Annotated in this window: 17 protein-coding genes; 8 read left to right on the top strand and 9 right to left on the bottom strand. The window is 44.6% G+C overall.

What is annotated here, in order from left to right:
* Positions 1–95: 95 nt before the first annotated feature.
* Positions 96–578 (bottom strand): methylated-DNA--[protein]-cysteine S-methyltransferase, encoded by a 483-nt coding sequence (locus FLM53_RS16290; RefSeq protein ID WP_176679004.1) that lies wholly within the window; start codon positions 576–578, stop codon positions 96–98.
* Positions 579–603: 25 nt separating this feature from the next.
* Positions 604–1,980 carry an AlkA N-terminal domain-containing protein gene (locus FLM53_RS16285; RefSeq protein WP_176679005.1) on the bottom strand — a complete coding sequence of 459 codons (1,377 nt, stop codon included), beginning with the start codon at positions 1,978–1,980 and terminating at the stop codon, positions 604–606.
* A gap of 237 nt (positions 1,981–2,217) precedes the next feature.
* Between FLM53_RS16285 and FLM53_RS16280 the strand changes: the two genes are divergently transcribed.
* Positions 2,218–2,421 carry a hypothetical protein gene (locus tag FLM53_RS16280; RefSeq protein WP_017630337.1) on the top strand — a complete coding sequence of 68 codons (204 nt, stop codon included), beginning with the start codon at positions 2,218–2,220 and terminating at the stop codon, positions 2,419–2,421.
* A 193-nt stretch (positions 2,422–2,614) separates the two neighbouring features.
* Here the strand turns inward: FLM53_RS16280 and FLM53_RS16275 are convergent, their stop codons facing one another.
* Positions 2,615–3,505 carry a LysR family transcriptional regulator gene (locus FLM53_RS16275; protein WP_017630336.1) on the bottom strand — a complete coding sequence of 297 codons (891 nt, stop codon included), beginning with the start codon at positions 3,503–3,505 and terminating at the stop codon, positions 2,615–2,617.
* Positions 3,506–3,659: 154 nt separating this feature from the next.
* Here FLM53_RS16275 and FLM53_RS16270 point away from each other — a divergent pair, with 154 nt between their 5' ends.
* Both FLM53_RS16270 and nagB read left to right on the top strand, forming a co-directional pair.
* On the top strand, positions 3,660–4,013 hold the full coding sequence (locus FLM53_RS16270; protein ID WP_010432477.1) for a DUF413 domain-containing protein: 354 nt from the start codon (positions 3,660–3,662) through the stop codon (positions 4,011–4,013).
* 583 nt (positions 4,014–4,596) lie between these two features.
* Positions 4,597–5,397: a glucosamine-6-phosphate deaminase gene (nagB, locus tag FLM53_RS16265; protein ID WP_132969293.1), complete on the top strand. Its 801-nt coding sequence runs from the start codon at positions 4,597–4,599 to the stop codon at positions 5,395–5,397.
* A gap of 283 nt (positions 5,398–5,680) precedes the next feature.
* On the opposite strand, the gene FLM53_RS16260 is transcribed toward nagB, so the two are convergent.
* The 3 genes from FLM53_RS16260 to FLM53_RS16250 all read right to left on the bottom strand — a co-directional run bounded on the left by FLM53_RS16260 (position 5,681) and on the right by FLM53_RS16250 (position 9,492).
* Complete coding sequence (locus tag FLM53_RS16260; RefSeq protein WP_218113438.1) at positions 5,681–6,217, bottom strand: MltR family transcriptional regulator; 537 nt, start codon at positions 6,215–6,217, stop codon at positions 5,681–5,683.
* A 50-nt stretch (positions 6,218–6,267) separates the two neighbouring features.
* Complete coding sequence (locus FLM53_RS16255) at positions 6,268–7,416, bottom strand: mannitol-1-phosphate 5-dehydrogenase (protein WP_176679007.1); 1,149 nt, start codon at positions 7,414–7,416, stop codon at positions 6,268–6,270.
* Between the two features lie 183 nt (positions 7,417–7,599).
* Positions 7,600–9,492 carry a PTS mannitol transporter subunit IICBA gene (locus tag FLM53_RS16250; protein WP_132969294.1) on the bottom strand — a complete coding sequence of 631 codons (1,893 nt, stop codon included), beginning with the start codon at positions 9,490–9,492 and terminating at the stop codon, positions 7,600–7,602.
* Between the two features lie 617 nt (positions 9,493–10,109).
* Between FLM53_RS16250 and FLM53_RS16245 the strand changes: the two genes are divergently transcribed.
* From FLM53_RS16245 to norW, 4 genes are all read left to right on the top strand, one after another.
* Positions 10,110–10,976, top strand: a complete 867-nt coding sequence (locus FLM53_RS16245) for a glycerol kinase (protein ID WP_176679008.1) — start codon at positions 10,110–10,112, stop codon at positions 10,974–10,976.
* 292 nt (positions 10,977–11,268) lie between these two features.
* Complete coding sequence (locus FLM53_RS16240) at positions 11,269–11,925, top strand: NAD(P)H-dependent oxidoreductase (RefSeq protein ID WP_161685409.1); 657 nt, start codon at positions 11,269–11,271, stop codon at positions 11,923–11,925.
* Positions 11,926–12,208: 283 nt separating this feature from the next.
* Positions 12,209–13,708 (top strand): anaerobic nitric oxide reductase flavorubredoxin, encoded by a 1,500-nt coding sequence (gene norV, locus FLM53_RS16235; protein ID WP_176679009.1) that lies wholly within the window; start codon positions 12,209–12,211, stop codon positions 13,706–13,708.
* Position 13,709: 1 nt separating this feature from the next.
* The gene (gene norW / locus FLM53_RS16230; protein ID WP_176679010.1) at positions 13,710–14,879 is read left to right on the top strand and encodes an NADH:flavorubredoxin reductase NorW; all 1,170 of its coding nucleotides are present in this window, start codon (positions 13,710–13,712) and stop codon (positions 14,877–14,879) included.
* Positions 14,880–14,963: 84 nt separating this feature from the next.
* Here the strand turns inward: norW and gltS are convergent, their stop codons facing one another.
* A complete protein-coding gene (gltS, locus tag FLM53_RS16225) occupies positions 14,964–16,190 on the bottom strand; it encodes a sodium/glutamate symporter (RefSeq protein ID WP_176679011.1) in 1,227 nt (408 codons plus the stop codon).
* Positions 16,191–16,506: 316 nt separating this feature from the next.
* A complete protein-coding gene (locus tag FLM53_RS16220; protein WP_132761598.1) occupies positions 16,507–16,863 on the bottom strand; it encodes a YibL family ribosome-associated protein in 357 nt (118 codons plus the stop codon).
* 193 nt (positions 16,864–17,056) lie between these two features.
* On the opposite strand from FLM53_RS16220, the gene FLM53_RS16215 reads away from it, so the two are divergent.
* Complete coding sequence (locus tag FLM53_RS16215) at positions 17,057–17,866, top strand: DUF4344 domain-containing metallopeptidase (RefSeq protein WP_176679012.1); 810 nt, start codon at positions 17,057–17,059, stop codon at positions 17,864–17,866.
* A gap of 129 nt (positions 17,867–17,995) precedes the next feature.
* On the opposite strand, the gene FLM53_RS16210 is transcribed toward FLM53_RS16215, so the two are convergent.
* A complete protein-coding gene (locus tag FLM53_RS16210; protein ID WP_017070218.1) occupies positions 17,996–18,382 on the bottom strand; it encodes a tautomerase family protein in 387 nt (128 codons plus the stop codon).
* Positions 18,383–18,487: the final 105 nt, after the last annotated feature.

The following is an 18,487-nucleotide window of genomic DNA, read 5'->3' as shown; positions in this document are numbered from 1 at the left end:
GTCGCATTTTTATTGCAAAGTAACGCTTACAGAACTCCTAGCACTCACTAGCGACTAATACTCAACTTAACCCGTCATTCCCATTGAATAACGGTTTATTCTTCTGCTCTTCCCTCAATAACCAACAAGCGCTGTTTGCGTTCTACACCGCCCGCATACCCTGTCAGTTTGCCATTTTTACCAATAACGCGGTGACACGGCACAATCACTGACACTGGATTTTTACCATTGGCTAAGCCCACCGCACGCACGGCTTTCGGGTTGCCGATCGCTTCAGCCAGTTGAGCGTAGCTCCATGTTTCTCCATAAGGGATGGTAGTGAGAGCTTGCCAAACCGATTGTTGAAACGGCGTTCCCTTGGCGGCGATCGGCACATCAAACTGAATGACCTCACCAGCAAAATAACGATTAAGTTGTTCAGTGACCAATTCAAAGATCGGAAAGTTATCGTCTTGTTCGCCCAACTGTTCTGGCTTCGTGGTATGGATTTCAAACCAAGCGCCAAGCAAGCCTTGATCATTAGCTTGCAAGGTAATGATGCCTAACGGGCTCTCATAATAAGTGAAACGATTAGCCATAGTATCTCCTAGCTTAGTATTCCGATTAAGATTGATTCCAACAATGGAATGTGGCGTAACTGCCCCACGGCGACACACTTTGTGCGTTAATAGCAGGACGATGCTCAATGAATTTCTTGACCACCAAATCACCGACTAGCAAATGATTAGGTTCGCTCAAGCCCCGAAGCAGCGCGTATTGAATCGTCCACGGACCTATGCCTTTTAGTTCAATCCACTTAGAAGGATGCTCAGCTTCATTGTCGACCATGTACTCGGCAAAACGCTTTAGGGTTTCCTTGCGACTTCCCGGCATTCTTAAAAAGCTCACATCCGCCTCAGCGATCTGTTTTGGTGTTGGGAAGTAAGGCTTCTTATCTGTATCAGAAAGCTCACGAACCAATAAATTTAGCTGACCAATCGCTGCGGTGACCGAAACTTGCTGCCCGAGAATCGCTCTTACTCCGGCCTCCCAAGCACTCCACACCCCAGGGATACGAATGCCGCTTTTAGCGACCAGGTCAGGATCGATAGTTGTAAAGAAGGCTTCGACCTTTGCAATGTCGACATCTAAGTCAAACATGCGTCGGATATTCGCAATCAAGCTTCTTAGCTGATTGATATCGTCTAACTCAAACTCAATATCCAAGCGGTTACCTTTGACTAAAGTGGCCTTGAACCAGCCCTTTGAACCGTTCACATTCACCGAGCGCTGATAATAGTCCTCACCTACTTCTTCTATGCCTTCGATCATTCTTCGTCGGTAGAAAGCCAACAGGTGGTTCCAATCTAGCGGGCCATGAAAGGCCAGCTGAATATGATTACTCAAGTTATTACTTGGCTTAGAGCGTCGGATTTGACTTGGTGAAAGCTTCAGCTCTTTTAGAAAGGCATCATTAAAGCGGCGCGTGCTATTAAAACCACTCGCAAAGCCGACATCGGTAATGCTCATGCTGCTGGTGTGCAGCAACTGCTTAGCAAACATCAATTGGCTATACAGGCTATATTGCTTAGGTGACACCCCGATGTAATTGTCGAATAAGGTTCGTAAGTAACGATCGGAAATGCCTAAACGGTTCGCAAGGTCGACGATTGAACCCGCATTCAGTGCGCCGTTATCAATCAACTGCAAGGCGCGCAAGAAAGTAGTTTCAACGCCCTTCCATGCTGGAGAGAAAGGCGCGCTGTCTGGTCGGCAACGCAAACAAGGACGATAACCTGCCTTTAGTGCCTGAGCTTGATGAGAAAAATACTCCACGTTCTCTTCTTTAGGTGGACTCGCAGGGCAAATAGGACGACAGAAGATCCCAGTCGTTTTCACCGCCGTAAAAAACATCCCATCAAAGCGAGCATCTCGCGCATATCGAGCTAAATGGCACTGCTCACTCGTTAAGGTACTGTTGTGATGGATATTTTTCGACATGATGTGTTCTTCCCATTTGCCATAATTTTGGCTCCGATAACTAAAAGTTTACCGTGAACGACCAGAGTCGCTAGCCACTTTCGGAAGCGAAGGTTATATAAATCACAAAAAAGGGTTTTAATTTTATTCAATTCGACTAAATTTAACCTAGAGAAGGCATTCTTCTCACAACGTCAACGATAGGTACTTAGCACGCCAAAGATGCAGAGACCTATCGAATATAAAAAGGAAAAGGCTATGGTTCTTCACACGTGTCGTATTGTTTTATCAAACCAACAGGTTCTCACCAGTCAATCAGTCGAACAGTCTCTGAGCTTTCTTGAAGGCAAAGCAGATAACGGGATCTCTAAGATTGAAATTGACGCAACGGATGGCCACACAATCCATTCGTACATGTCACACTCTCTCGAAGAGTCTATTGAGAATCTAATGAACCTATAAGTGTGTTAACACTATAGAGCCTTTAAATAGGGCTAGGTATACCAGGCTTAAACGATTTTATTGGAATTAGAAACGATCTCTAATTCAGAAAAGAAGTACATCTCTGGTTTAAAACAAAAATGGCACCTAACTAGTTAGGTGCCATTTTTTTATCTCGTCAACAGAGCATGCATATTGCTGGCTGCGCGTGCTATTACTCTGGCGTCTGCTCAGCGGCTTGTTGCAACGTATAAGCGGTCGATGGGTCAATCTCGTTAACCAATTTCTCAACCTGCATGATCGCATCCACCGAGGTACTGCTTTTTCGGTAGCTTAGGTAAATTGGGCGATACCAGTCTTCCACCCCTTTCACCTTATGTAGCTGGCCCGAATCGATAAAAGGTTCGACTAGAGAGACTGGCAAATACGCACTGCCACCTTTCTCTAAAATGAAATCGAGGGCAATACGAGCGGTTGAAGTACGTAGGTATGGCGCGGGTACTTTAGGGTGACGCTCTGCGTGTTCAGAACCAAAGCGCGTGCCCCAATCAACATAAACGTATTTATGTTGGAACACCGATTCCAAGTCATCTTGCTGGGTTGATACCAACACCAACACCAGATCAGCGACTTTTTTACAGTTCAGCTCTTCTGCTTTGATCTGATCGAAAGCGAAAGCCATGTCTAAGGTTCGCTCTAGCAAATTACGGTTCAGCTGCTCACGCCCCATCACCTCTGCCATGAAACCATAACCACCAAAAGAGTCGGTCACTACGCTCAAACAGTTTTGCAAATACGCATCCCAAATATTGGGTGTGCCGCCGAGTGTTAGCTGTAAGGCTTTTCCACTCTCCAACGACAGCTCAAATTTGGCTTGTTGTAAGGTGGACACCATCACTTCAGCATAACCAATCAAACGCTCACCAGAAGACGTGAGCTTGATGTTATTGCGGTCACGAATGAAGAGTTGAGTATCAAAATAGCCTTCGAGCTGTTTGATTCGCGCACTCACCGCCGCTTGCGTTAAATACAAGTTTTCAGCTGCACGCCCAAAATGGCGCACCCTTGCAACCTCAAGAAAGGTTCTAAATACTTTCACATCCATCAAATACATCTCTGTAATAAATCTGCTAACTAGCCGATCTAGGATTGTTTATCGTAAAGGCAAAAACGTTTTGTTTCCTATTTTAGCCTTTTAACAATATTTTCGCGTGAGCAATAAACACTAATTTCTATCTAACCACATTACTGAGGCTGATATGTCTGAGACCGAATTCCGTCACGGAAAAAAACGTTTTTATGACACCATTAAATTCCCACGAGGGTTCGCTAAGTCGGGTGATTTTACTCTGTCAGAAGAGGAAATCCTAACCTTGTTTGGTGACACTATGCTTGCACTTGAGACTGGTGAATTAACACCAACCAATGCAGAAGAAAAGCACTTCATCAAAGTGTTGTCTCACCCTCATAAGGCAAAGTCCAAGTTAGAGCGTGTTTGGTTGAAGTACATTCAACTGGCTCGTGGACGCCGTCGCTTTCATACCCTAAACGGCTGCAAACGCGGCGAAGTGCCTAGGGAAGAATACGAAAGTGAGTTAGTGTTAGAAGATTAGTAAAATCGCTCAAGGTGATACCTCATCACTTTGGGCTTTTTTTTGCCTTCAAGGTTTACACTTCAAGCTCGCTTTTTCTTCGTAATAGGTAAGTTTAGCTAACCTGTTCGGTTTTACCAATATTTATAGATAATTCATAGCGATAGCGTGAATCAACATCTATACCCAGCCATTCCGATGGGTATCTAACCCAACCAAATTTATCTAACCTCGCTTAACAACTTCCTTTTATCACGATAGCGGCACATTGCCATCATTATTTTTCACGCCTCAACTATACTCTCAAAGCCCGTGAGCACGCTGAAGTTCTTTAATGCGCCAAAGCTTGTCAATCTACAGAAACGCACAGACCCTTTCAGGCACTGAATCAAATCAACATTCCTGTATATGACAAGCGTATTAATCTTGTTTAACGCCACCAAATATCCATACAATCATTGTGAAATTTTGAGAGTTCTAGTCACAGATACGACGAAAAAAGCAAAAACTTGACCTAAAACAATAGCGGAACTCGATAACTTATTTTATAATGCGAATTAATGTTTCAGAACACTATAAAATTTAATTTCTAGGGGCAAAATCAATGAGACTTATTCCATTAAGCAACAAAGCTAAAGTAGGTAAATGGGCTGCTCGTCACATCGCAGATTCTATCAACAAGTTCGCTCCAACTGCTGAGCGTCCATTTGTACTAGGTCTTCCTACTGGTAGCACACCTCTAACTACTTACGCTGAGCTAATTGAACTTTACAAAGCTGGCGAAGTTAGCTTCAAGCACGTTGTAACATTCAACATGGATGAGTACGTTGGTATCGAACCAAACCACCCAGAGTCTTACCGCACATTCATGCACGAGAACTTCTTCAACCACGTTGATATCCAAGCAGAAAACATCAACCTGCTAGACGGTCAAGCTGAAGACATCGATGCTCACTGTGCAGCATACGAAGAGAAAATCCGTTCTTACGGCAAAATCAACCTATTCATGGGCGGCGTAGGCATCGACGGTCACATCGCATTCAACGAACCAGGTTCTTCTCTATCTTCACGCACTCGTATCAAAACGTTGACTGAAGACACTCGTATCGCGAACTCTCGTTTCTTCGATGGCGACATCAACCAAGTTCCTAAATACGCACTAACTATCGGTGTTGCTACTCTTCTAGACGCTGAAGAAGTAATGATCCTTTCTCTAGGCCACAACAAAGCGCAAGCGCTTCAAATGGCTATCGAAGGTTCTGTAAACCACATGTGGACTGTTACAGCTCTACAGATGCACCGTAAAGCTATCATCGTTGCAGATGAGCCAGCTCAACAAGAGCTTAAAGTTAAGACTCTACGCTACTTCCAAGAGCTAGAAGCTGAAAACATCCAAGACCTATAATCTAAGGTTTTGTTGAATCAAAAAAGCCACTGTATGTGGCTTTTTTTGTGCCTGAAATTCACGGTGGTAAACCGAGCAACCAAAAGATTATCATTAAGGAATAGAGTTAATAGGTGTAGGAAGTGATAACTAAGTAGGTTGGAGAAAAGGCAAAGATAAACACTGAGGCGAATACAAAAAAGCGACTCCTCTGACAAGAGAAATCGCAATAACTGTAAATTCTAGGATGGGTATAACAAGTTGTAGAGGGCTGAATTGCAAAGAAAATGCTGAATAACGAAAACTAAGAACTCAAAGCGTTATCGCGGCATAAGGTGTTGATGATGTCTGTGATAGCCAAAACGATCGTCGACTTCACTTTCTGATGGTGTCTGCCCAAGAACATTTGAAGCATAGGGCCAGACATGGATTCCACCATCTCTGCATCATATTCGATAGGCATAATACGCTGAATAGCGTGTACCTTGTTAAGCTCAAAAATAACGTCAACTTCCGTGAAGCTGGTGTCTTCACCTTGTATTTTCGCCCACTCTTTCAAGGTTACGAAAACCTCTAAATCGTCATAAAGCTCTTTGCTGATCACACCAAGCCCCAATAGAAGCTTACCGCGAACCATGATCTCGCCCAAAGGCCCACCACTGTTGAGTAGTGGCTCGACAACGAATTTAATCGCCGTGTCGTCTTTCTTGAAAATGTTTTTTAAAACCGCATCCACCGTGTCATCCAATGCATCATAAGCTGCCATTAGGCAGGCGCCAGCGCTCTCAGCTTCTGATAGGGCTTCGAGTAATTCAGTTTCGTGGCTAGGATGTATTGGCATAACGGCTCGGTAATAAGAAAGTGCCACAGGTGTGGCACTTTGATGATTTATCATTTCAATGCTAGATAAGCTTGTTCCGCTAGTTTAACAACTTCTGAGTCACTATTCAGCTCAGAATAATGCGCTAATGTCTCAGCAAAACCTTTTTCTGCGAACATTGCCTGAAGTTCAACCGCTTGTGGGTCATCTTCATTCTTGTAATGGAACGCAGCTGCGATCGCTTTTACTAGGTGTGCATTAGGAAGACCGTATTCTAGCGTACCGTTCAATGGCTTGACTAGACGATCTTGTGGGCTCAGCTTACGAATAGGCTGACGGCCAACACGATCCACTTCATCACGTAGGAACGGGTTCGCAAAACGACCAAGAATTTTCTGGATGTATGCCGCGTGCGCTTCAGGATCGAAGCCGTAACGCTTGATCAGAACTGCACCACTCTCTTCCATCGTTGCTGTTACTTCAGCGCGGATTTTGTCGTCTTCGATAGAATCTTTGATTGTCTCGTGACCCGCAAGCACACCAAGGTATGCCGTTACCAAGTGACCTGTGTTTAGCGTGAACAGTTTACGCTCAACGAAAGCCATTAGGTTATCTGTGCATTCCATACCTGGGATGTTTGGAATCTCACCTTTAAATTGTGTTTGGTCTACGATCCACTCACTGAACGTTTCAACCGTTACTGCTAGTGGGTCTGTTTCGCCAGCTTCTGCCGGTGGAACGATACGGTCAACCGCTGAATCAACAAAACCAATGTGCTGTTCAGTGAAGGCTTTCATGTCATCAGAAAGATGCTCTAGAACTGCTGCTTTTAATTGGCTAGTACCGCGAACCATGTTCTCTGCCGCGATGATGTTCATTGGCGCAGTGTTGTTTGCTGCTGCACGCTTTTCAATGCCTTGAGCGATAGACTTAGAGATAATTTTAAGAACAGTAGGACCTACTGCTGTTGTCACAATGTCAGACTCAGCAATGCAATCTACCACTGCGCTTGTGGCTGAGTTTACTGCCGTTACGTTCTTAACAACTTCAACAACACACTCTTCGCCAACAATCTTAACTGGGTATTCTTGGCGTTCAATTAACGCATTTACAACCGTTTCATTTACGTCAGCAAACGTAACCTTCATACCAGCGTCAGAAAGAAGCTTACCAATGAAACCACGACCGATATTACCTGCACCAAAATGTAACGCTTTCATAATTTTGACCTTATAAATATTTGAATCTAGATAGCTAACTGCTCAACAACATGCCTTGACGATGTGCCCTAGGCATTAAGCAGTAAGCTATTCAGACTGAATCTTCTTAGAGAGATTAAGACCGAAAATGAGGCCAGTAGGGGGATACCGGCCTCCTTCACTCAGGAGCTTGACTAGAGCTTTTTAGTTTCCGTTGAGAATACGTAGAACATCAGCAGGGTTTGTTGTGTTCTGTAGGCATTCCACAGCTTCTTCATCATCAAGTGAATTGGTAATAGCCATCAGCACCATGTTGTGCTCATCGCCTTGTGCGGCAATACCGATAACCATCTTAGCGATATCATCTTCATCTTCGCCCCACTGAATACCTTCAGGGTACTGACAGAAAACGATGCCGGTTTTTTGTACGTATTGTTTCGCTTCGATTGTGCCGTGTGGTACTGCGATAGACTCACCTAGGTAGGTAGACACAAGCTCTTCACGAGCAAACATGCCAGCTACGTATTCAGGTGATACATTGCCAAGTTTTACCAGTTGGTCGCCAGCGAACTTGATTGCGTCTTCTTTTTGAGTCGCTTTTAGGCCAAGGAAGATGCTGTCGTCTGTTAGTGCAAGCTTGTTGCCTTCTTGTGCTGGAGCGGCTGCAGGAGCCGGAGCTTCTACTTTCGCTTCGCCACTTTGAGCGTCGGTAAGCTCAGCGACTAGCTGGTCGTATACACCACCGTCTAGGAAGTTGTTCAGAGACATATGCATTGCACCTGGTACGGTTTTACGTGCACGGTCTGTTAAGTCTTTATGCGTAATAACGATTTGCGAATCAGCAGGTAGGTTGTTGATTGCGTAGTTGGTTACCTCGATGTCTAGGCCTGCTGCAGCTACCTTTTTGCGAAGTAGACCAGCACCCATTGCACTCGAACCCATACCTGCATCACAAGCTACATAGACAGCTTTAACATCCGCTAGGTTTACGTTTGCTTCTGCAGCTGCACCTTTAGAAGACGCTTTCATGTCTTTCATTTGAGCAGAGGCTTTTTCTAGTGAATCTTCGTCGTCACCTTGAGCTGAAGTCTTAAGTAGAATTGAAGCTACGATGAAAGACACAGCCGTTGCAGCAATAACAGAAAGAATCACACCGATGTAAGAGCCTTTAGGTGTCATCAACAATACTGCGAAGATAGAACCTGGAGATGCTGGAGAGATAAGGCCAGAATCGAACACTACGTTAGTGAATACACCCGCCATACCACCTGCGATTACAGCAAGGATTAGACGTGGGTTCATTAGAACGTAAGGGAAGTAAATTTCGTGGATACCACCTAGGAAGTGGATGATAGAAGCACCAGCAGCAGATTGCTTCGCGCTACCTTTACCAAACACCATGTAAGCAAGTAGAAGACCAAAACCAGGACCTGGGTTCGCTTCGATTAGGAAGAAGATTGAACGACCAATTTCTTCAGATTGCTGGATACCTAGTGGAGAGAAGATACCGTGGTTGATTGCGTTGTTTAGGAATAGGATTTTCGCAGGTTCAACAAAGATAGATGCAAGAGGTAGTGCACCTGCTTCAACCATCACGTTAACGCCAGCCGCCAAACCAGAAGACAGAACTTTAACTGCAGGACCAATCACGATGAACGCGATGATTGCGCAGATCATACCGATGATACCAGCAGAGAAGTTGTTCACTAGCATTTCGAAACCACTCTTCACTTTACCGTGAACAGCTTCATCGAATTTCTTAATTGCGATACCACCTAGTGGACCTACAATCATTGCACCCATGAACATTGGGATATCAGTACCAACGATAACACCCATTGTTGTGATAGCGCCGACTACCGCACCGCGGTCACCACCAACCATTTTACCACCGGTGTAACCGATCAATAGTGGTAGAAGGTATGTAATCATAGGACCAACCATTGATGCTAACGTTTCGTTAGGCCACCAACCTGTTGGGATGAATAGTGCAGTAATGAAACCCCACGCAATGAATGCGCCGATGTTTGGCATTACCATATTAGATAAGAAACGACCAAAGTTTTGAACCTTGATCTTAGCTTCTGGTGATAACATAGGTAGAACCCCGTAGTGTATTGGTTGGTCAAATGACCGAAAGTGTGTGCTCAAAAGTTGATTAAAATGTATCACAACATTCCCAAAATGCACCCCAGCCCAACTTTCGTGATAAACATCACACACAAAAAACACTTTGGGGTTAACAGCAACGCTTCAGATCACAAAAATGTCATGAATTTAAATTACAAAGCAAAATTAGTGAGAACAATTCTCATTAATGCACGATCAAGATCACACTTTCACCCGTAACCACAAAAAATAAATAGTGATCAAAATCACACTTAATAAAAGTTCACTCCATAAAACTATAAACCACGTATAAAAGAACGCCATACAAAGCGTGAAATATACGCACACTCTTGAGTATCAATTGGCATTGTGTAATTTAATTACAAAATCAATGAGATATAGATCACACTCAAAATTATCCTATCGCATCTTCTCGATTACACCATCGGCTTGTGCATCATGCGCACCTTCACCACACTCTTTCAGCAAAAGCTGAGCACAACGCACTGCTGTCAGCGGCAAGAGATGTGTTATTGTATTTACCTATTCATATTCACCACCGCCTCAACCTGAATCCGCAGATCGCTCTGCTTTGAGAAAAGACTATGTCAGACAAAATTTCCACATCAGCACTCGCGAAGCAGAAAGGCGTAGAAGCCAAAGCGCTATTTAGTGATCTAAAAACCGCTGGCTATATTGTGCGTTCACAAGAGCGTTGGGTACTGACAGAGCGAGGGGAAAGTTTTGGTGGGGAGTATGTGGAGCACAAAAAGTTTGGTGTCTTTATCGTATGGCCAGAAAAACTACTTATCGACTTAGAGTCATTCTCTGGCAAAACATTAACCGCGACGCAACTTGGTCACGCCTTTGAGCTCAGCGCCAAGAAGATCAACTTATTGCTCAATGAACTTGGGTGGATAACGAAAGAAGAAGATGGCTGGCACGTCACCTCAACAGGTTTAAAAGCCGGAGGGGAACAAAGAGAAGACAAAGCGACTGAGAATTTATTCGTGGTGTGGCACGACTCGTTGGTCCGCAATAAACGATTAAAGCAATCTGTTGTCGAGTTCTTAGGCCACGATGCAGAAAGCCACTCGACCGATGTATCGTTTTCTAGCTTCCGTCAGAAGTTTGAGGCCAAACACCGAACCTTAGATGGGCACTATGTTCGTTCAAAGGGAGAGCTAATCATCGATAACTGGCTTTATATGGCAGGAGTGGTGCATGCGTATGAGCGTCCGCTGCCAATATCAAAAGAAGTGATCAGCGATTTTTACCTGCCAAATGGCAAGGTATACATCCAGTACTGGGGAACCGACTCTGCCCCAATAGCAGAAGACAAACGCGTTGAAACGAGAGAAACATACGCAGAACACGGCTTCAGCTTAATTGAACTCACCCCAGAAAATATCCCAAACCTAGACAGCGTACTTCCACCATTATTGCGTCAATATGGCATCAAGGCGTACTAAGCTGCTGATCTTAGTGCGCCATAACACATCAAGATCACACTTAAGCTCTCATTGTGGACATTATTTACCATAGTGATTTGATATGTTCGCTATTTTTCCCCAACCCATCTTCTATTATCTTACACCTATCGACTTGAGCTACCGCAGATACTCGATTTAATTGGGGCATGTTCGATAACTATTTAGACGCTCAATCTATTGAGATTCGTTTAAATGCGTTATCTGTTTATTGTTGACGTTACCGAACATAAAACCCTACAACATTTATTATTGATAGATATTAGGATTCAACATGACTCATCCAATCATTACTGATCTAAACACTCGTTACACAGCTAAAAAATACGATGCAGAAAAACGCATCTCTGCGGAAGACATGGAAGTAATCAAAGAAGCACTTCGTTTGTCTGCTTCTTCAATTAACTCTCAGCCTTGGAAATTCATAATCATTGAGAGCGACGCAGCTAAACAGCGCTTCCACAACACTTTCGAGAACATGTTCCAGTTCAACCAACCACATGCGAAAGAAGCGTCACACACGATCCTATTTGCTCATGATCCTAAGTACACTAAAGAGAAATTCGCTAAGCGTGCTGATACAGAAGTAAGCTCTGGTCACCTACCAGCTGAAATGTACGAGCAATTCCTAGGTGCTTACGCATTCGCAGAAATGAACACAGACGAAACAGGTTTCAACGGTAACTGGACTAAGTCTCAAGTTTACATCGCACTAGGTAACACACTGCACACACTAGCTCGTCTAGGCATCGCTTCAACTCCTATGGAAGGCGTAGACGCTGCTATGATCGGCGAAGAATTTGCAGAAGAACTAGAAGGTCACGTTGTTGATGTAGCACTCGCTATCGGCTACCACAAAGACGGCGAAGACTACAACCACGGTAAACCAAAAGCGCGTCTAGCTCTTGATGAAGTGGTTACTACGTTATAACAGCTACTACGCTGTAATAGCTAAAACAAACAAATCGCACTGCTTTATTTGGCCAGACTCTCGTCTGGCCTTTTTTTATTCATGCTATACAACTGCTGCTACGCACTTAAAACACATAAGTCAAAAAGACATAATAAAATCATTATGATTACAAAAATGCACAAGTCATAAAGACACAATCAGAAGTTCAAAAACCAAACAAATCCCTCTAAAACAACCAGTTAAAAACATGGCACAACTAGTGCAATGATGACCTTAGATATTTAAATAAGGTATTATCATTATGACTATTCACGTTAAATCAAATGTTCATTGGGTTGGTGTCCACGACTGGGAAACCGAGCACTTCCACGGTAAGGAATACCACATGAACAAAGGTACCAGCTATAACTCGTACCTGATCCGTGAAGAGAAAACGGTGCTTGTTGATACCGTTGATCATCGCTTTACTGAGCAATTCCTTGCAAACCTTGAGATGGAAATCGATATCAATGACATCGACTACATCATTTGTCAGCACGCTGAAGAAGACCACGCAGGTGCCCTTTCAGCGCTATTAGCTAAGATCCCCAATACGCCCGTCTACTGCACTGAAGCAGGGGTGAACTCGATTGTTGGCCATCATCATCAGCCAGACTGGAACTTCAGAACCGTTAAAACTGGCGACACGCTCGATGTGGGTAACGGCAAGCAACTTATCTTTGTTGAGATGAAAATGCTGCACTGGCCAGATTCAATGGCGACCTACCTAACTGGCGATGAAATCCTGTTCAGTAATGATGCCTTCGGCCAACACTACTGTGACGAGAACCTATTCAACGACCAACTAGACCAAGTTGAACTGCACGAGCAGTGCCTACGATACTTCTCTAATATCCTGACGCCATTTGCACCTCTAGTGAAAGCCAAAATCGAAGAGGTGTTGAGCTTAGGTGTGCCTATCGATGTGATTGCCACTTCTCACGGCTGTATTTGGCGCGACAACGCCACCCAAATCGTTGAGCAATACTACGAGTGGTCAAAAGCCTACAAAGAAGATCGCATCACGATTGTGTACGACACTATGTCTAATAACACTCGTATGATGGCCGATGCTATTGCCAAAGGGATCCGTAAAGGAAGCCCAGAAACGGCAATCAAGGTCTTCAATATCTCTAAGCACGACAAGAATGACATCCTTGCCAATATCTTCCGCTCAAAGGGCGTACTCGTTGGCTCATCAACCATGAACAACGTGATGATGCCGCAAATCGCCGCGCTACTTGAAGAAATACACGGCCTGCGCTTTGCAGGAAAAAGAGCCGCAGCATTTGGATCTTCAGGTTGGACTGGCGGCGCAGTAAAACGCATCGATGCTCGCTTACGTGAAGCCAACTTCGAGGTGAGCGCACCTCAACACATCCACTGGAAACCAGATACAGATGCCCTTCGCCAATGCATCGATTACGGCATGACACTGGCTGAGGTTTGGCGCGCCGACGAAACCGAGATTAGCCAACCTAAACAGGTGGAGCGCAAACTTCAACGCATTGAATCAGCACCGACGAGCACCACAACAGAACTAAAGGACACAGCAGAGCAGAACCTAGAGCAAACGCAAGATAAGCCCGTACACAGCGCAGATTGCACTTGCTGGCGTTGCACAGTATGCGAATGGGTGTACGACCCACAATTGGGCGAACCTTACCAAGGCGTTGAACCAGGAACACCTTGGGCACAAGTACCTGATGATTTCCTTTGCCCTGAATGTCATTTAGGCAAAGAAGTGTTTGTGGAGAAGTAGCATGTCGAACATTGTTATAGTGGGCGGTGGTTTTGCTGCCCTTCAAACCATCAAGATGGTACGCAAGCTCGACCAAGATATCGCGATTACCATGATCACCGCTGATGCGGGCGTTGAGTACAGCAAGCCAAACCTTTCGCATGCGTTCAGTCAGGCACAGACGCCTGAAACACTGGCAATACATAGTGCGAAACAGTTGGCTGAACAGTACAACGTTGTTATCAAGACCAAAGCGCTGGTGAGCGAGATAGACACTAAACAGCAATGTATTCATGTTGATGACGAAACCATCCATTATTCGAAGTTGGTATTAGCAACAGGCGCAACGCCCTTCATACCACCAGCGAAAGGACTGAAACGCAGCGCGACGATTACTCTTAATAGCTTGGAAGAGTTCGAAAAACACAAAGCGCAGGTGGATGATGCACAGCGAGTCACTGTGATTGGCGGCGGCTTGATCGGGGTCGAGCTCGCCTTCGACCTTCAAACCGCAGGCAAAGATGTCACTATCATCGAACCCACGAGTTACTTGCTCAGTAGCTTAGTGCCACCTTTCGTGTCCCTAGAGTTGGAAAGAGAGTTAAGAAAAGCAGGCGTCATCGTTGAAAGCGATTCTGCGGTGTGTCGAGCAACTTATCTAACTGATGGCATCAGGTTGCAAACTACCGCTTCTCGCTTGATACGAACCGACATCGTGATTGCAGCAGCAGGACTAAGGCCAAACACGCAGCTCGCGACACAAGCGGGCATCGATGTAAACAGAGGGATTGTGGTCGATGAAACCATGAGAACCAGTGCCGAGAATGTGTATGCGATTGGTGACTGCGCCGAAATAGAGGGGCGTGTGATGGCTTATCTGCAACCTGCTATTTTGTCTGCAAACGTGTTGGCGAAGCAGCTCTCTATGGATAAAGATAAGCACATGGCGGGAGAAGGAAAGTTCAGCTTGCCTCACATCATTACTAAGGTGAAAACGCCAAGTTACCCAATTCAGCTTGCCGGGCGTGATATTCAAACCGCGCAGAGTTGGGAAACGCGCTTCGACCCGAAAGGCATTATCGCAAAAGGCTTTAATGAAGATGAGCAGTTGGTAGGGTTCATTGTCACGGGAGAGCACACCAAAGCCGCTTTCCCTCTGCTTAAAGAGCTACAAGCCAGCTCACCGACATAAACTTAATAACATAATCGGTGCCTGTAAAACGAAAAAAGCCAGTCTACAGACTGGCTTTTTTATACGTTAAACGTGGTGTTCACATTAACCGATAAACGAGATGTACCCTTGTAGGATTATCAGGTTAACGATATCGATAAAGAAGGCACCAACGATTGGCACAACCATGAAGGCTTGTGGTGACGGACCGAATCGGTTCACCAAAGAACCCATGTTCATTACCGCTGTTGGTGTTGCACCTAGGCCGAAACCACAGTGACCACCCGCCATAACCGCAGCATCGTAGTTCGAACCCATCACTTTGAACGTCACAAAGTAAGAGAAGATACCCAACACAACGGCCTGAACTGCAAGGATGACCAAGAACGGAATCGCAAGGTCAAAGATGTTCCACAGTTTCAAGCTCATTAGCGCCATCGCTAGGAACAGTGACAATGACACAGTACCTAAAATATCGACCGTTTCGCTGTCGGTTTTATGCAGCTTAGTCACTTCAAAAACGTTGGTGATGAACACACCAATAAACAACGCGTAAACGAAGTCAGGAATCATCAACCAAGAAATCTCAAAGGTCGCTACCCATTGCTCTAGATATCTCGCACCCGTGATACAGATAAGAAGAATGAACAATACTTCAATCACCTTCTTCGCCGTCACTTTGTCTTCTTCGTACTCGTTATAAGTAACCAGTTCAGGGAAGCGTTCGTGCGTTTGCGTGCCAGTACCGTATTCAGATTCAAGATTGTTCTTATCAATCAGCTTTTGCGCCACAGGGCTACCGATGATACCGCCAATGATCAAACCGAAGGTGGCAGAAGCCATCGCGATTTCTAAGGTGTTAGCAATGCCAAACGTGTCTGCGAAGGTTTGAGACCAAGCCGCACCTGTACCGTGACCGCCAGATAACGTAATAGAACCCGCTATCAAACCCATTAAAGGTTCAAGACCTAGGGCGGTTGCCAGTGTCACGCCCACACCATTTTGAATAATGATGTAAACCGAAGCGACACCTAAGAACAAGAACACCTTTGCGCCACCCTTTATAAGCTGGGTGTAGTTAGCAGCAAGGCCAACCGTTGCAAAGAACATCAACATGAATGTGTTCTGTAAAGGCAAGGAGAACTCAAGATCAACGCCGTTAAAATGTAGGGCTGTAATAGCAAAAGCGACGATCAAGCCGCCGACGATGGGCTCAGGAATGTTGTACTTTTTGAGAACCGGTAGCTTTGCATTTACAAAATGCCCTAGAAACAAAACACTAATCGCGATTAGGAAGGATTCTAGTGGCCCTATTGAAATTAATTGATTCATATAACCTCTATTTTTTTACGTTCTCATCTTCCCTAATGAGTCTAGTTTTATCTGTAATTATTTGTGCTGCTCTACCTATATTTATGCAAATCGGTAAGAAATTGTGGATTTGAAAGCCGAACACATTACTGCGTCTGCCTAGTGTCATGTTAGTGGCACGTTAACTTTTATAGGAGATAGAAGGTTTTGTGACAACAATCACCTCCAAATAAGTCTAGGCTGATACAAATGTTATTGTCGATATTCCGCTTTCTGCATGCCTAAAAAAGCAAAAAGGAGCTATTGCTAGCTCCTCTTTTATCACCATCGCTGGTAATTAGAATTTTTTCGGTGCGTAACCCGTCATAACCTCAATGCGAAGCTCTTTACCAATCTTCGTCATTGGGTGAACAACCACTAATCCTTTTACAGACTTTTTCAGTTTACCCATATCTGCTTGCTCAGCTTTCGTGATTTCACGGCTAAATGGCATATCAAGCAACGACTTACGTTCTTGATTCACATCGAAGCTTTGCTTGTGCTTAAGCTGGGCAATTTTCTTCGTTAGCTTCTTAATCTCTTCTTCAAACTGACGAACAACAGGACGATCATTACGAGTTTTAGCAGCATCTAACTTGTGGCGACACTTGTCTAGACGGTTGTTAATTTGTTGAAGTTCGTTTTTAGCACTCATAATAATTTCCTAAGATTAAGCAAGCCAATTCGGATTGGGGCGCGGAGTATAGCACAAGGGTTTACGTGAACCGAAATTTATCTTAAAAATCGCCAATGGGATGAAATCTAACCTAAACTGTCTATCAATCCACCTTCAGTCGCTCGCGAATCAATCTAGAGCTGAACATTCAAACAAATCACAAGGATCCGCGATGACACACCTGAAACAAGCACTGATCTATAGCCTAGCCATTGGCTCTGTGTTTGCCACAACTTATGCGTCCAGTGAAGCATCCAATGACAATACACTGCCTAACAACCTGATCGTTGAATATGCAACACCTCAAACTGATGAAGAAAGGCAGATCAAGCAAGAGATTGAACTCAGCGGCGTCAATGACACCGTGATTGACCTATCTAATCAGCTATTCATGTTCAAGCAGCCCTTGGTCATTCAATACGGTGGCGATGATGGCCCACTCTACGATCCACAAACCCATCAGGTACTCATCCCATACGGTTTTTACGCCGAATCGCTCAATTATTTTGAGAAGAACCAATACGAAAAAGAGTACGGAAAATCGGCACAAACTGGGGCTGTCGATACCTTGCTGCACACACTGCTTCACGAAGCTGGACATGCTTATATCGAAGACCAAAAGATTGCCATCTTGGGCAAAGAGGAAGATGCGGTCGACAACCTAGCAACCATCCTGCTGCTGAACTACGTGGAACACGGCGCTGATGCCGCGATCAGCGCGGCCGACATGTTTGCCTTCGAATCTGAAGACCGCCCTGAATATTATGATTTAGGTGAATACATCGATGAGCACAGCTTTGATCTTCAACGTTACTTCTCTACTCTGTGCTTGGTGTATGGCAGCGACCCTGAAGCCTATAAGAATTTACTCGATGAAGTGGAAAACGACTATTTGAAAGACAGAAAAGAGTTCTGCGTCGAGCACTTTGATGTGATTACAGAGAATTGGCATCAGTATTTAAAAGATAGTGACGATGCTTAGATGCTTGAATGTTTGAATGCTTAAAGGTTAGTGTCGAGAACGAGACAAACGGCTTTGGCATCAAATTCCAAAGCCGTCACTTGATAGGTAGGCTTAAGGCTTAAGTCTTATGTGTTAAGAGCATAAACCCTAAACCTTCACTTTGTACTTAAGATCTTGAGCTTCATCGCCTGTCATGCCTCGGAATCCCCAACAGTGCGATGGCTGCTCTTTGATGGTGATTTCAATATCAATCGGAGAGATAGCCAGCTGCTTTTCTATTTCAGAAAATATCTTCTTAATTAGGCGCTTCTTGGTGTTCACCGCTCGACCTTCCATCATGTTGATCTCAATAACGGTGTAGGCCTCTGTCCGTCCTTCAGGGTAAAAGAAATCATCTCTTTCTAATGGCACAAACCGATGGGCGCGCTTGTCATCAGGTAAACCCATCTCACTGTTCAAACACTGCTGCAACACGTTCGAGAGTTGCAACTTAATTGGATTTAAGCACTCTTTGATACCATAGATAACAATCATGACCATTCCTTTGATGCGATGTCAGGTAAAGAAGAACGTTAGATAGCAGCATCGTCTAGCCACTACCCATTCGCTTACTATTTGTACATATAGTACCTAATACCG

The sequence above is a fragment of the Vibrio sp. Scap24 genome (assembly GCF_013394185.1).
Lineage (GTDB): Bacteria > Pseudomonadota > Gammaproteobacteria > Enterobacterales > Vibrionaceae > Vibrio > Vibrio pomeroyi.
The sequence above is the reverse complement of the archived record's forward strand: the minus strand, read 5'-3'. Positions and strand labels throughout refer to the sequence as shown.